Origin of the sequence: Leeuwenhoekiella blandensis MED217 (assembly GCF_000152985.1) — a bacterium.
Classification (GTDB): Bacteria; Bacteroidota; Bacteroidia; order Flavobacteriales; family Flavobacteriaceae; genus Leeuwenhoekiella; species Leeuwenhoekiella blandensis.
The window spans coordinates 2,207,977-2,222,070 of record NZ_CH672395.1 but is presented as its reverse complement, the minus strand read 5'-3'; the positions used below and the strand labels follow the sequence as shown (position 1 = coordinate 2,222,070).

At 34.6% G+C, this 14,094-nt stretch carries 11 protein-coding genes; 9 read left to right on the top strand and 2 right to left on the bottom strand.

The genetic code is table 11. From position 1 onward, the window contains the following. Window positions 1–234: 234 nt before the first annotated feature. The 7 genes from MED217_RS09605 to MED217_RS09580 all read left to right on the top strand — a co-directional run bounded on the left by MED217_RS09605 (window position 235) and on the right by MED217_RS09580 (window position 8,722). Window positions 235–1,439, top strand: a protein-coding gene (locus MED217_RS09605; protein WP_154648898.1) for an IS3-like element ISLbl1 family transposase whose coding sequence is annotated in 2 segments (ribosomal slippage) — window positions 235–514 and window positions 514–1,439 — 1,206 coding nt in all. Because the reading frame shifts where the segments join, the coding sequence is not laid out codon by codon here. A 187-nt stretch (window positions 1,440–1,626) separates the two neighbouring features. Then, on the top strand, window positions 1,627–3,882 hold the full coding sequence (locus MED217_RS09600; protein WP_009780317.1) for a hypothetical protein: 2,256 nt from the start codon (window positions 1,627–1,629) through the stop codon (window positions 3,880–3,882). Further along, the gene (locus MED217_RS09595) at window positions 3,879–5,126 is read left to right on the top strand and encodes a DNA methyltransferase (protein ID WP_009780316.1); all 1,248 of its coding nucleotides are present in this window, start codon (window positions 3,879–3,881) and stop codon (window positions 5,124–5,126) included. Before MED217_RS09600 ends, MED217_RS09595 begins: the two co-directional genes overlap by 4 nt. Before the next feature lie 7 nt (window positions 5,127–5,133). After that, complete coding sequence (locus MED217_RS09590) at window positions 5,134–6,009, top strand: hypothetical protein (RefSeq protein WP_009780315.1); 876 nt, start codon at window positions 5,134–5,136, stop codon at window positions 6,007–6,009. Continuing rightward, window positions 6,010–7,536, top strand: a complete 1,527-nt coding sequence (locus MED217_RS09585) for an ATP-binding protein (RefSeq protein WP_009780314.1) — start codon at window positions 6,010–6,012, stop codon at window positions 7,534–7,536. It begins immediately after the preceding gene. 355 nt (window positions 7,537–7,891) lie between these two features. Continuing rightward, window positions 7,892–8,032 carry a hypothetical protein gene (locus MED217_RS19010; protein ID WP_009780313.1) on the top strand — a complete coding sequence of 47 codons (141 nt, stop codon included), beginning with the start codon at window positions 7,892–7,894 and terminating at the stop codon, window positions 8,030–8,032. Window positions 8,033–8,083: 51 nt separating this feature from the next. After that, entirely contained in the window at window positions 8,084–8,722 is a 639-nt protein-coding gene (locus MED217_RS09580) for a hypothetical protein (RefSeq protein WP_009780312.1), read from the top strand. Between the two features lie 244 nt (window positions 8,723–8,966). Here MED217_RS09580 and MED217_RS09575 read toward each other — a convergent pair whose 3' ends face one another. Beyond that, the gene (locus tag MED217_RS09575) at window positions 8,967–11,792 is read right to left on the bottom strand and encodes a glycoside hydrolase family 2 TIM barrel-domain containing protein (protein ID WP_009780311.1); all 2,826 of its coding nucleotides are present in this window, start codon (window positions 11,790–11,792) and stop codon (window positions 8,967–8,969) included. Between the two features lie 385 nt (window positions 11,793–12,177). Between MED217_RS09575 and MED217_RS09570 the strand changes: the two genes are divergently transcribed. Together MED217_RS09570 and MED217_RS09565 are read left to right on the top strand one after the other, a co-directional pair. Next, window positions 12,178–12,672 (top strand): YybH family protein, encoded by a 495-nt coding sequence (locus MED217_RS09570; protein WP_009780310.1) that lies wholly within the window; start codon window positions 12,178–12,180, stop codon window positions 12,670–12,672. A 114-nt stretch (window positions 12,673–12,786) separates the two neighbouring features. Continuing rightward, on the top strand, window positions 12,787–13,026 hold the full coding sequence (locus MED217_RS09565) for a DUF2007 domain-containing protein (RefSeq protein WP_009780309.1): 240 nt from the start codon (window positions 12,787–12,789) through the stop codon (window positions 13,024–13,026). 102 nt (window positions 13,027–13,128) lie between these two features. On the opposite strand, the gene MED217_RS09560 is transcribed toward MED217_RS09565, so the two are convergent. Further along, window positions 13,129–14,082: a hypothetical protein gene (locus MED217_RS09560; RefSeq protein WP_009780308.1), complete on the bottom strand. Its 954-nt coding sequence runs from the start codon at window positions 14,080–14,082 to the stop codon at window positions 13,129–13,131. Window positions 14,083–14,094 lie beyond the last annotated feature (12 nt).

The following is a 14,094-nucleotide window of genomic DNA, read 5'->3' as shown; positions in this document are numbered from 1 at the left end:
GAGCTTGCCTTTTCCCAACGCTCCGAAAATAATTACACTATATTTAACAATATGTAGTTCATATTTTTATATTTGTAACTATAAAATATCAGAAAACACAAATAATGGAAAATTCTGAACTAAAAAAAGACCGTTTTAAAAGAGTTGCTTCTCGTAGAGTTGACAATATTCTAAAAGGAATAAGAAGTCTTGGAATTACTACATTAGACTGGACATAGAGTTGAATGAATATTATTGCAAGTTGTTAACTTAGCAATCATGAGACGTAAAGCCAAACATTACACTTTAGAGTTTAAGCAAAAAGCAGTAGAATTAAGTTACGCCAAAGGCAGTGTAGCACAGGTTTGTGAGGACCTGGATATCTTACCTGCTGTTCTTTACCGGTGGCGTAAAGAGCAAAAGAATTATGGTAAAAATAGTTTTCCCGGCCGTGGTAACCCTAAAATGACCGATCAACAAAAAGAGATAGCCCGTTTAAAGAAACAGCTCAAAGAAGCCGAATTAGAACGTGATATCTTAAAAAAGGCGATTGGCATCTTCTCCGCGAGCGACAAGAAAAATACAGGTTCATAAAACAGCATCGTATGAAATTTCCTGTTGAGAAGATGTGCACTATGTTAGCCGTGAGTAAAAGCGGTTATTACCACTGGTTGAAATCTGGTCCTAGCACCCTTTGGAAAGAAAATCAGAAGCTCTCTTCATTAATCAAAGATATATTTGAAGATAGTCACCAAAGCTATGGAGCTCCTAGAATAAAGGCTGAATTGAAAGCTTTGGGCTTTAAGGTATCAAAGCCTCGGGTAGCCCGTATAATGAAGGCAAACTATTTATACGCTAAGAGGAAGCGTAAGTTTAAAGCCACCACCGATAGTAACCATAAATATCCCATAGCACCAAACTTGTTGAACCAATGCTTTAATGTAGCCAGGGCTAATCAAGTATGGGTAAGCGATATTACCTATGTTCAGACCAATCAGGGTTGGAGTTACCTAACAGTGATCATTGATCTATTCAATAGAAAAGTTATAGGATGGGCTTTAAGTGATACCCTAAATACTGAGGATACTGTTATAAAAGCTTGGCAGATGGCTATTAAAAATACCACACTAACACAACCTTTGATATTCCATTCAGACCAAGGTATCCAATATGCCAGCCAAAGATTTACTAATCTACTTAAAAGCTATAATGACCTGGTAAAACAATCGATGAGTAGAAAAGGTAATTGCTGGGACAATGCCGTAGCTGAATCCTTTTTTAAATCTCTGAAAGTAGAATGGGTATATTGGCATAAATACAAGCTTAAATCACAGGCAGAGTTATCTATCTTTCAGTGGATAGAAACCTGGTACAATACCAGAAGAAGACATTCCTACTTAGGAAACAGAACTATTAAAGAATTTGAAATAGATATGTATAATCAAAAACTAGCAGCATAGTCACTCAACTTAAAGTCCAGTTTTTTGTTGCAAGTCCATCTCTCAAAGTGTTCAAATGTAAATAATTATGAATACAACGAAGACGATTTAAATAAAATGGTCAAAGCAATCAAAGAAGAATTAAAAACAATGGAGACTCTTTATAAAAAGAATCTTAAAAGTAATACAGAATCATTCAATTTCTAATATGGAAGAAATATTCAAAGAACTGATAACTGCCTATACTCCAAAGGAAGTAACAAATGTCATCAAAAAAATTGGAGCAAGTAAAATCTTATGGGAAAATGTTGGTAAACGTAGAAACAATCTTGCTACTATAAATATTGGAACAGACCCAGCAGCTGGTGTAACCGAAAGAATAACTAATGCTATAGATGCTGTTTTAGAAAAAGAATGGAAAACTCAAGGAGAACCTGACGGATTTCGTTCTCCAAGAAAAGCAGTCGAAAATTGGTTTAAAATAGAAGACGGGAAAATCTCTACGATTAAATCAGCGAGAGATAAAAAAATTGAATCCTTATCTGACAAAGTTCAAGTAACTCTTTATGATTCAGGGAAAGACACAAAACCTACTGTTGAAATAAGGGATAAAGGAATAGGTCTTGAGCCAGAAGATTTTTCAAAGACTATTTTGGACTTAAATGGAAGTAACAAAATTGGAAAACTTCACTTAATGGGAGCTTTCGGACAAGGTGGTTCTACTGCTTTAGCATACAATAATTACACAATAATAATTTCTAAACCTCACTTTAAAAAAGACGGTAGGAATAAAAGTAAAGTTTCCTTTACTATTGTTCGAATTAATCCTGGAGACATAGAAAAGGACAAACACGAGTGGTATGAATATATGCTTGATAAAACTACAGGTCAACCATTTACTCTTGAAATTGAAGACGAAACATTTGAACCTGGAACTTTAGTACGCCACGTATTAATGGATTTAGGAAAATACAAAGGTAAGATTACAACACCATCTAATTCACTTTGGTATTTAGCGCATAACTATTTATTTGACCCAATTATTCCTTTTACAATTTCTGACAGAAGAGGTTCTAGAAAAGAAAATAGAACAGTAACAGGAAATAATAGACTTTTAACTTATACCGACAATTTGGAATATAGAAATCAAGTCACATTAACTTTCAAAACTGGGAAAGTAACCATTTACTGGTGGGTTTTAAATACACTTGGCAAAGACCCAAGAGATAGAATAAAACATTATGCAAGTGTTTCCAACCCCATTATTATTACTCATAATGGGCAAAAACAGGGAACTTTGGGTAATGGCCTAATCAAAAAAGAGTTGAAGTTACCTTATTTGGACAGATACCTAATTGTACACATTGAAGCTGATTATCTTGACAACGACTCAAAGAGACAATTATTTAGTAGTACAAGAGAATCTCTAAAAGATACTTCTATAGTTGATGAACTTAAAAAGTTAACTGTTGACACCTTAAGTGAAGATGATAGATTGAAACAACTAGACAAAGAACGCAAACAACGTTACTTCACAAAAGACGACACACAAGTTCTGGATAGTTTGAAGAAAAGACTAGCAAGGAGAATCAATACATTTCTACAAAGTTCAGGAAGTGGAACGACTGTTACAACTTCGACAGTTGGTGAAAGTTCACCTGCTAAAAAATTACCAGAAATTCCTTTTGAAGACCCACCAACATTTTTTGAAATAACAACAGCTTCGCCAAAAGAGGTATATGCGAATAAATCATTTTCTATAAAGTTCAAAACTGATGCTCATCCAAATTATTTTGCAAAAGCAGAAACTTTTGCAGCTTTTATTGACCCACAATCAATTGGCTCATACACTGGTACTGCTCGCGTAAATAATGGTTATGGAATTGCATATTTTAAAACAAATGATGAGGCTGAAATTGGAGATAAAGGAGAAATAACTCTTGATTTAAGACCTATTGGTCAAAAGTCCTTGTCATCATCAATTGAAATTGAGATAATTGAAAGACCTGAAGATTCTGGAAATGATGAGAAAGGTAAAAATAAATCTCCAAATATTAGAGTTGATTTTATAGGAGAGGAACATCCATTTTTTGAAGAAAACAACTGGAATGAGCACAGCGTAGCTAGTGTTATTAGTGACCAGGACGAAGTTGTAATTTATGTATCAGAAGAAAATAAAAATCTTCAAAAACTTGTTGAGCGTGCACAAAGAAAAAATGACGCAGCTGTTCAGAACATCAAAAATAAATATTTAGAACACATATCATTTCACGCATTTGTACTTGACAAGAATAATCCTGACACAGTCTTGACAAAAGATGACGAAGAAATACCTTCTGAATCTTATGAGAAAATTAAAGAATCAGAATTGAGAAATGCTAGTGAAACTGTGTGTGGTATGATAAATGACTTTTTCGAATCGATAATTATTGAAAGTGTTGAACAAGAAACCGTAGAAATATGATTAAAGAGAAAGTGCAAGTAACTCCTTGGGCTGATAAGAGCGATTCAGACCCTTTACATTCTCTTTGTTCTTATTTAGGAGCTTTTCCTCCTTCCCTAGCAAAATATTTCATAAAATATTTCACTGATGAAAATGACTTGGTTTTTGACCCGTTTTCTGGAAGAGGCACAACTATTTTAGAAAGTAGGATTTTAAATAGGAAATCTATTGGTTCAGACTTAAATCCAATTGCATTAGCTTTAAGTAAAGCAAAGAGTCATAAATTGAAAAAGAAAGACATAATTGATAGAATAGATGAACTTGAAAGTGATTATGATTACGCTCTCTATTTGCCAGAAGCTCAATCTGAATCGGACGAAATCCACTTAATTTTTCATCAAGCTACCATAGCGCAATTATGTTATCTAAAAGATATTTTATTAACATCAAAAAGTGATATAGACGAATTCTTAATTGGAGCAATTTTAGGAATTATGCACGGAGGAGAACGAAAAGATGGAACTTCTGGGTATTTATCTATTAGTATGCCAAATACTTTTAGTATGTCTCCTGAATATGTAAGACGATTTGTTCAAACTAAAGAATTAAATCGAGTTAAGCGAAATGTTTTTGACATTTTAAAAGAAAAAGTTGAGCGTGTTTTTAGTAAGCATAAATCTCCAGAAAAAGAATCTTACATTTTTGAATGTGATGCTAAAGAAATTTCTAAATCAGAAAAATTGAAAAAATATCAAGGAAAAGTTGATTTAATATTGACTTCTCCTCCGTATTTGGGCATTGTCAATTATGCTAAACAAAATTGGATACGTTCTTGGTTTTTAGATTCTGACCCAATAGAAATTTCTGAAAAATTAGATGATGATTTAAATATCAATCAATGGGTTCAATTCTCGAAAAAAACACTTTTTGAATTCAAGAAAATGCTAAAACCAAATGGCGTGGCTGTATTTGTTATTGGCGATGTAGCAAAATCCAAGAATAGTGTAATACCTCTCGCTAGAGACTTTTCATTGATGGTTAAAGAGAATAAATTATTTAAAAACGTTTGGGTTTTTTCAGATTATATTGAAGGCGTAGACAAAACAACAAGAATTTGGGGAGAAACTAAAGGAAAGGCAACTGCAACTGATAGAATTGTGATTTTATCTGATATCAATCCTTTTGAAAACAACAACAGAATAAACGGTAAGTCTGTCTTGACATATAAACTTATTCAAGAAAGCACAAAACATTTTTTAGGTTAGTAAAAATATGATAGGGAAATCTAAAGTTTTAGCGCATTTTCAAAATTCAGTCACAGAATCTGGATTACTTGGTTGGGCTAACAGGAAATTTGGTAAAAACCAAGCGGTAACAAATACCTTTGATTGGTATGATGAAATTGACCCTTTATCTTTTTATGAAAAACACTTTGAGGAAACATTTTTATCTAAAATGCACGAAGTTTATCCAGATTTTATTGGTCTCCCATTTTCTTTAAAAATTAGTACTAGTAAAGGAGAAAATTCTAAACCTGATTTAGCTATGGTTAGGAAAGATTATAAAGAATGGTATGTTATTGAAGCTGAAATGGGAAGGCACTCGTGGGATGGTCACGTTGAAAAACAAGTTCGAGTTTTTTCAACGGGTTATTATGCTCCTAAAAAAGTTGCGAAATATATGTTTTCAAAAAACAACTCTCTGGATTCGGTCGAACTGGAAAAAATGATTGATAGTATACAACCTAAAGTAATGGTTATAGTAAATGAGCCAAAACCGAAATGGGAAATTGAAGTGAAAAAATACAATTCTTATTTAAGCGTATTTCAAATTTACAAGGGTTTAAATGGTTATGAGCTTTATAGAATTTCAGGAGATACTCCGTTTATTTACAGAGATAAATCCCATAGTGCATTTGTCAAAGGATTAAGTAATACTATGGAAATATATACACCTACCTTTATTGCGGAACCTAATGAAACTGACATAATAATTTATTTTAGAGGTAAAAAAACAAAATGGAAAGTTCTTAAAGATAAAGCAAAGACATACATAGTCATTTCTGGTCGGACACATTTTTTACAGCTTGAAAAAAAATACATTTTATATATATCGAATAAAAACGAATATTACCTAGACATAAACTAAATGGAAAAAATCAATATAAATTTTACACCAGACATAATAAACTCTTACAAGAGATTGGCATATCGTATATGGTTTGCATTAGCTGAATATGTTGACAATTCAACCCAAGCTTATTTAAATAACCAAGAGATTTTGGATATAGTCTATGCAGAAGAACAGAGAAATTTAAGTGTCTATATAAATTATTTTAAGGGCAACGAAATCAATGAGGATTATTTTGAGATTATTGATAATTCTATGGGAATGTCTTTAAGCGAACTCAAAAAAGCATTTCAAATAGGATTACCTCCTGATGATAATTCAGGTAGAAGCCGATATGGACTTGGTATGAAAACTGCATCTTTTTGGCTTGGAGATGAATGGACAATTATTACAACCAAATTAGGTGATTCCAAAGAATATTCTGTAACACTAGATATTGAAGCCATTTCCAAAGGAGATTTGGCTTTAGATATCCAATCAAAAGATATTGAAAAAAACAAACATTACACAATTATCAAAGTCAAGAATTTGCGTAGGCGATTTAAAGGAATGACAATTGGTAAAATTAAATCGTATCTATCCTCGATTTACCGTTTTGATGTTTCATCAAATATGCTTGACCTATTTTGGAATGACCAAAAACTCGATTGGAATGGTTATTCAGATGAGGATTTTGTTAAAAATTCAGAAGGCGTTCCGTACAGAAGGGATTTTGAATTTGAAATTGATGGTAAAAAAGTTACTGGTTGGGCTGGAGTTTTAAGTAGTGGAAGCAGAAGTAAGGGTGGTTTTGCATTAGTACAAGGAAACAGAGTTATTCAAAGTCCTCCAAATGGCTATAAACCTGAAACTATCTATGGTGAACAAGAAGGTGGTATAAATAACCTTGTAAATCAGAGACTAGTTGGAGAACTTTTCCTGGAAGGGTTCGAAGTAAGTCACACAAAAGACAATATACTTTGGGAAGGAACGCAAATGGACGATTTAGATGACGCTCTTTTGGAGCAAATAGGAGATTTCAGAAAAATAGCAAACGAATACAGAAAAAATGCTGTTGACGAAAGAGCTCCATCAGATGAAGATTTTGATTTTGCTTTAGATACATTATTGACAGAATTTAATTCAGGTGAGTTGAATGATATAGTTTTAACTAAATCGGTTCCGCCTGATAACTTAATTATAGAATCAAATAAACAGATTGAAAAGGCTATAGTTGAATCAACAGAACCAACCTTAATAAAACTTGATGGCTTAACAATCAAGCTTTATATTGATGATAAAATGTCTCCAAATGACCCATATGTAATTAATGATTCTATTTCAGATAAAAACACAATAATTGTAATTGTAAATAAAAATCATCCGTTTTGGAATGAGTTGGATGGTGCTACTGGTATTTTGAATTATTTAAGACAATGCGTTTACGATGCTGTATCTGAATGGAAAGCTTACTTTATGAAATCGACATTACAGCCAGATACAATAAAGCATATTAAAGATGATTTAATGAGAGTTCCCTTTATCATTGACAAAAATAATATTTGACTATTCCAACGCTTAAAGCCATACACGTTTGCAATTCGCTACAGCCAAAACACAAGCCAAAAAATTGCAAAAGAGTATGTCTTTGCCAACGCTGAATGACAAGCTGAACGGAAAAAAGCCAGTGTACAACAACGTATCCTATGAAAAGCCCTAGTCCAGTTCTTTAAAGTTAATATTTTATTTTTAATCACTTCATAATGTTGATTTTGGGGTGTTGAATCGTTGATAATTCCGATAGGATTATCAATCATTCAATACCTATATAACTTGCTCGGCATTACTGAAACAAGTTCAGCACGGGCTCTATATGTGATACGCGTATCTTGACGGTTCACCAGTCCCGAAGCTTCGGGATATGATTATAAGCTATAATAAATCTGGTCACTTGCTAACCGATGTGATTCCCGATAGCTATCGGGATCACCTAAAACTCAAAACACCTCATATACAGTTTTTGTTGGATATCGCATACACTTCAACTACTTTTAAAACATAAAAAGGTAGTTTTGAGACAGACTGCCGTTGTGGTACATATAAACAAAACGAAATGGAAAATAAATTTAAAATATCTTTCGCCGTTTTATTGATTTTAATAATAATCGGATGTCAGAACATTGACAAAAAAGAACAAGACCCAGTACAAAAAGAAACAGCCTTGGTTCAAATGGAATTTGGAAAGTGGAATAGACAAAATGATGGTATAGGTGTTGAATTAAACGTTAATAATTTCGGAAACTGGACTGGCTTTGTTAATCGGATTGAAAAAATAGTCTGTAATGATAGTTTACCAAAAATAACTTTAGCAACAGATAACGAAATCAAAACCGTTTATTTCAGAAACACTTGTCTAAAAGAAGGCTCTACTAAAATGATAAAAACTAAAAATGTAATAGAGATCAATAATAATAAGATTAGTAAAAATAAAGAATATGGAATTCCCTTGGATAGTTTGGAAGGTGTTTTAAGAAAAGATATTGAGAATAAAGGAAAAAACCTCGAATTAAGCGAAAGCCCAGAAAAGCTAACGATATGTATTCAATATGATGATGAAAATAATTTCAAAAATCTGCCTAACATCTTAAATCAACTTACAGAAACCTATTACCGAATTACAAACAAAACGGATTTGAAAATACTTTTAATTGATGAAAACTATTTTAGTCCACCACCAATGCCAAAGGAATAAATTTAAAAATACGCACCACAACAAAGAACTGAGGTAAAATCAAAGAGTATTTAGTTCAATTTTGTCGCGTAATTTGGGTCATAGGGCTAGCCGCTCTTTGCGATTGCAAAAGCTTGTTTTATTAGTTTATTTATCACTGCTATTAGCGCTAACTTTTTGCTTTTGCCTTTTGCTATAAACCTAAAAAAAAAATCAGCAGAGGAGCACGGTGACCGTTGTACAACACCGGCTCCTAGGACAAGCCCTAGTTGGTCTTATTGTTTCCAAAATAAAAATACAGGGTAGCGCCCCATAAACGCTGGGGATCATCTCTATGGTGAAATTCGGTTTGCTGACTTTGCGGTCCAAGCTCGGCCGGCTTTTTAAATTTTGTCCCAATTGGGCTAATAGCATCCATAAAAGAGATATTTCCTTCAGGGAATGCGGGATTTGTATTTTCGTTATTCGAATCCTTTGGCGTAAACAATCGAAGAAAAACATCATCTGTTGCAGAAACTATGGTAATTGGCGATTCTTCAGTATCGATAACCGCCCAGTACATGCGATCGTGATAGCCTTTAAATTCTGGATACCTCCAATCAGATCCTGTTACGGTATTGTTATAATCTTTCTGGTGTACGGCAAAATTCTGACCTTTCATTCGGTTTTTCCAAACTCGGTAGGGGCCTTTTCCTAACCATTTTACGCCTTTCACTTTTTCTTCAGGATAATCAAAATTGATTCCCATAAAATCTTTTCGACCTCTTAAGAAATACGAGTAATCTAATTTTAACCAGCCATTGGCCTGCATGGTGTACACCATTTTGCGAATAGGGCCTTCGTATTCCATTTCTACTACCTGATCATCGCCTTTTTGGTAATGTTTCAGGGATTTGAATTTACTATCCTCATCGGTTAATTTTGGCCCATTATTGAATGATATCGGAGTCTTTTCATTTTTTACTGAAGTGATCAATCCGTTTTCAGTATTAAAATTAATTTCCACTCCATTTGCTGAAAGTGTAAGTATTCCGTCTTTTTCTGAAGCGCTTGCAGCAGTTTCTGAAGTTCCCGAAACAATAGTCTCTGCAGTTTTCTCCGGAGATTTCACCGGCCAGGACCAGGTCATGATCTTACGACTATGAGGATCTGTTGCAGTTAAGTATAATGCATCGCTTTGCGTCCAGTTTTCCGGAAGATCTAGCTGAAGGTATCCTGAAAGATCCGGTGCAATATCTGGTGAATTTGCCATTCCAGACTTGTGGATCTCATTTTCGGTTTCTGAAGCATTTGGTTTTGGAAAATTAATAAGTTGCCACTCAAATTCACATTCCGATAAGTTCGTGAAATGGTAACGATTTTCCAGTTTCAGCTTTCCATCAAATTGAGGCGTAATATCCATTTTATCGATATACACCGGAGACCAAATTTCTTTAATGGTATAAAAACTTCCTTCTTTTTCACGATATGGTCCAACGATCCCGTCTGGCGCCCAGGTTTCTTTGTCTTTTACATCAATAAAGCCATCTTTATCTGTTCGTACCACACCTTCATCTGCAAAAACCCAAAGGAATCCACCGGCAGATAACGGACTTTCTTGCATAATATTCCAAAAATCTTCTAAACCGGCACCGTGACCGCCGTCATACAATCCGTGTAAAAATTCAGTTGAAAAATACACTTTATCGCCATTGGTAAGTGCATTGTACACATAATCGTAAGAAGGATAGTGCAGTGTATTGGTTTCGCCTAAAGTATTCCACGGATGAATTACAGTTCTATCCTGAATATCATATTTTGGATATTCTTCTAGCAAATTATAATTATTACCACCTTCGTTTCCGTTGGCCCAAATCACGATTGAAGGGTGGTTTACATCGCGAATAATTAGTTCTTTCACCAGTTTTTTACCAACCTCGGTATCATATGCATTCTGCCAACCCGTAAGCTCATCAATTACAAAGAGTCCCAAAGAATCTGTAACTTCTAAAAAATGCTGACTTGGCGGATAATGAGACATTCTAACCGCATTCATATTCATATCCTTCATCAACTCGACATCCATCACACTAAGCGCTCTACTTGCTGAACGCCCTGAAGAAGGCCAGAAACTATGGCGGTTTACACCTTTGAATTTCACCTTCTCACCGTTCACATAAAAACCGTCTTTAGCCCTAAGTTCTACTGTTCTAAAACCAAATTTCTGAGTGATCGTATGTAAAACCTCATCACCATCTTTCAGGCTTACTTCAACCTGGTAGCGATTAGGAAATTCTGGAGACCATAATTGTGGATTTTCAGTCTGATAGTTTAAGGTAGCTTTCTCTGATCTCCAATCGGCTTCAGTAGAAAAAACTCTTCCTAAAGATTGTTCTTTTAAATCACTAATCTTAGCTTCAATGGTTCTTCCTCTTTTAATATTTTCAGTAAAAACATCCATTTTAAAAGAACCATCGGCTTGTGCATCGATTGCTACACGATCGATATATTCTTTTGGTTTTAATTCTAAGTATACAGGTCTGTAAATTCCAGCGAATGCCCAAAAATCGGCATCTTTTTCAGCTCTATTTACAGCGTCGTTATCTGAAGCATTTTTAACCTCAACTTCGAGTAGATTTTCTTCTCCAAACTTTAAAAAGCGGGTAATATCATATTTAAATCGATAGAAACCTCCCTGGTGAACAGGTCCAACCAATTTACCGTTTACCATAACTTTGGTATCTGTCATCACACCTTCAAAAACAAGCTCGATCGTCTGTGATTTCCATTCTTTTGGTACAGAAAATTGATGCTTATATTGGCCAATAGCGGCAGATTCTGGTCGTAATCTTCGCCAATCGTGACCGTAAGTGTAAATTCCAAAACCTTCGAGCTCCCAGTTTGAAGGAACGGCAATCTTAGACCATTCACCACTTTTTCGGCCTTTATCAATCTTGAAATCCCAATCTACTCGATGATCTTTATCGGTACCCGAGAGGTGAATTATTTGAGTGGCGCTATTATCCTGTTGTGCTACACCAGCTGTACCAACTAGGATAACAGTAAGTGCCAATAAAATATTTTTGAAATGCTCTATTCTATAATTTCTCATACTTAGTTGAATGTATTGTTGTCCGATGAAAGAGTAGCCTAAAAAAGACCACGCTTATTTTTAATACGTTAAGAGTTACCACACAACAAATTTCTATGAGTAAAAATACATATTATTAGACCAAATCTATTTTTGGACAGCTGATCTCTTTATTTGATGATGTGATGATAGGATAGGAGGATAAAAAATGTGGTGCGGATCGTTACACCATAACGGGTTACAATATTAGATCATTTGAAAATGTAGTTCAGGTGCAGCTTAGTACCCCATATGCAGTTTTTGTTGGATATTGCAGCTATTTCAGCTATTTTTAATTAATAATCAGTTGGTTTTCAAGAGATTTACTTTGGGAGTAATTATAGCATAACCGCAAATCCAAAACAATATGAAAAATTTATTATTCATCCTTCTGATATTATTTCTTCTTTCTTGTAATGAAAAAAATAATAAAACGGAAATCAAATCGACGGATATAAAAGAATTTGACATTCAAGAGGAACTATCCTCAATTGAAGAAACTCGGAAAGGATTTCAATTAGCCATTAAAGAAAAACGCTACGCTGATTTAAGGAATTTTGCTTCTAAAGATATAATATCATTAACACCTGTTTGTGGAACTTGGGAAGAATACAAACGTCTACGAAATGAACCTGTTGGCTCTTTTAGTTACGATAGTTTGGTAATGCAGCCCAAAGAGACAATCATAGTAAGTGATAGTGTGGCTTATGATTTTGGAACAAGCTCTGTTTATTACACCAATGAGCAAGGTGAACCAGTAGAAATTCAGGATACGTTCTTGGCTATACTAAAAAAGGACAAGAATGATGGGAAATGGAAATTACACAGAGAAGTAGCCACAACTAATAAATTGGAAAAATAACTATTTCCAATTATGGTTATAAAAAGCCCTAGTCCAGTTCTTTAAAAAATGAAATGCTAACGATGCTAATAGAATGTGCTTCAGATAATAATTATAATAAAAAGGAAATTAGATATGGAAAACGAGTTCATTGATTTTTATTCAGGAAGTGAAATCATGGTGATGAAGCTTAAAAAAGACTTAGAAACTATTGAGGTTTATGGAGTAGTTCAGAATGATTTTAATTCAGGGAATTTAGCAGGTTTCGTCGGAGGAACACCGAGTAGCGTGCGTTTGAAGATTAGAGCTTGTGATCTAGATAGAGCCAAACCAATTTTAGAGCAATTCATCAATCAAGAGCATCTAAGTCAGTAACAACTGAAGAATCCATAATAAGAACAGCTTTAAACTCATATAAAACAGAAAGCCGAGCAGTAATACTCGGCTTTTTATTTTTAATAATACGGATTCTTTCAACTACTCAGGAAACTCCGGCTTCACGGTGGTAGGTTGGCTTGGAGCGCTATATTCCCCAAACAACAAGGCTTCTTGCCTGATGGTTTCTTCTCCGTTTTGGGAAATAAACACCAAGTTGGTTAAGTTGATGGTGAGCGTGATGTTGTTTAACGAGTAGGTGTGTACGCGGTATTCGTTAACGTTATGATCTATAGCGATGTTGGGGTTTAAATAATCAGGACCAATAGACACATCAGTAACGTCGTTATTCGGGTTAAGATCAGGAGTACCATCTTCATTCCCTAGATCTTCATTTATCGTAAGAACGCCATCGCCGTCATCATCAGGATCCATAAAGTTAGGGATGCCGTCACCATCCGTATCTAAAGATGCTTCCATATTGATTGAGCCGTCTTCATTTAAAACAACGCCTTCCTGATTGGTTGGGATGTTATCCCCATCATCGTCAAAATCATAATAGTTTGGGATTCCGTCGCCGTCAAGATCGGTCTCACCGTTTAAGGTCATTTCAAACTCCGCATCTATCCCGTCATTATCATCGTATTCCCCTTGCGTAACGATGGTCACAGTTCCTTCGGCGCTGATGTATTCTTCGGTTACACTGGGTTGTGAAGGTGGTACCTCATTACAGAAATAATCTGAAGTTATGGCATTATTAAAAATGCGATAGGAGACAAAGCTATTTGAGCTGCTGCCCAGATTAAAGGTATAAGGCGTTTCATTGCTCAATTCGGTTAGAATAGGTTCGTCGGTACTTATTCTAAAAGCGATCGCTTCGTTGGTTTCTGAGTTGATCTTGTAAAAAATATAATTTACGGTTTCAGATTCGGTATTATCTACCGTAGAGCAGTACTCAACATCTTGTTCAGAAAAGTCAAAAGAGGAAACAATGATATCACCATCATCACAAGAACTCAAGGCGATAAGTGAAAGGAAAAACAGGATCTTTTTCATAGACTAAATACA

Bases quoted from the DNA above. Each gene is read 5' to 3' on its own strand.
- MED217_RS09600 (WP_009780317.1), top strand. From the start codon at position 1,627: ATGGAAGAAATATTCAAAGAACTGATAACTGCCTATACTCCAAAGGAA.
- MED217_RS09595 (WP_009780316.1), top strand. From the start codon at position 3,879: ATGATTAAAGAGAAAGTGCAAGTAACTCCTTGGGCTGATAAGAGCGAT.
- MED217_RS09590 (WP_009780315.1), top strand. From the start codon at position 5,134: ATGATAGGGAAATCTAAAGTTTTAGCGCATTTTCAAAATTCAGTCACA.
- MED217_RS09585 (WP_009780314.1), top strand. From the start codon at position 6,010: ATGGAAAAAATCAATATAAATTTTACACCAGACATAATAAACTCTTAC.
- MED217_RS19010 (WP_009780313.1), top strand. From the start codon at position 7,892: ATGATTATAAGCTATAATAAATCTGGTCACTTGCTAACCGATGTGATT.
- MED217_RS09580 (WP_009780312.1), top strand. From the start codon at position 8,084: ATGGAAAATAAATTTAAAATATCTTTCGCCGTTTTATTGATTTTAATA.
- MED217_RS09575 (WP_009780311.1), bottom strand. From the start codon at position 11,792: ATGAGAAATTATAGAATAGAGCATTTCAAAAATATTTTATTGGCACTT.
- MED217_RS09570 (WP_009780310.1), top strand. From the start codon at position 12,178: ATGAAAAATTTATTATTCATCCTTCTGATATTATTTCTTCTTTCTTGT.
- MED217_RS09565 (WP_009780309.1), top strand. From the start codon at position 12,787: ATGGAAAACGAGTTCATTGATTTTTATTCAGGAAGTGAAATCATGGTG.
- MED217_RS09560 (WP_009780308.1), bottom strand. From the start codon at position 14,082: ATGAAAAAGATCCTGTTTTTCCTTTCACTTATCGCCTTGAGTTCTTGT.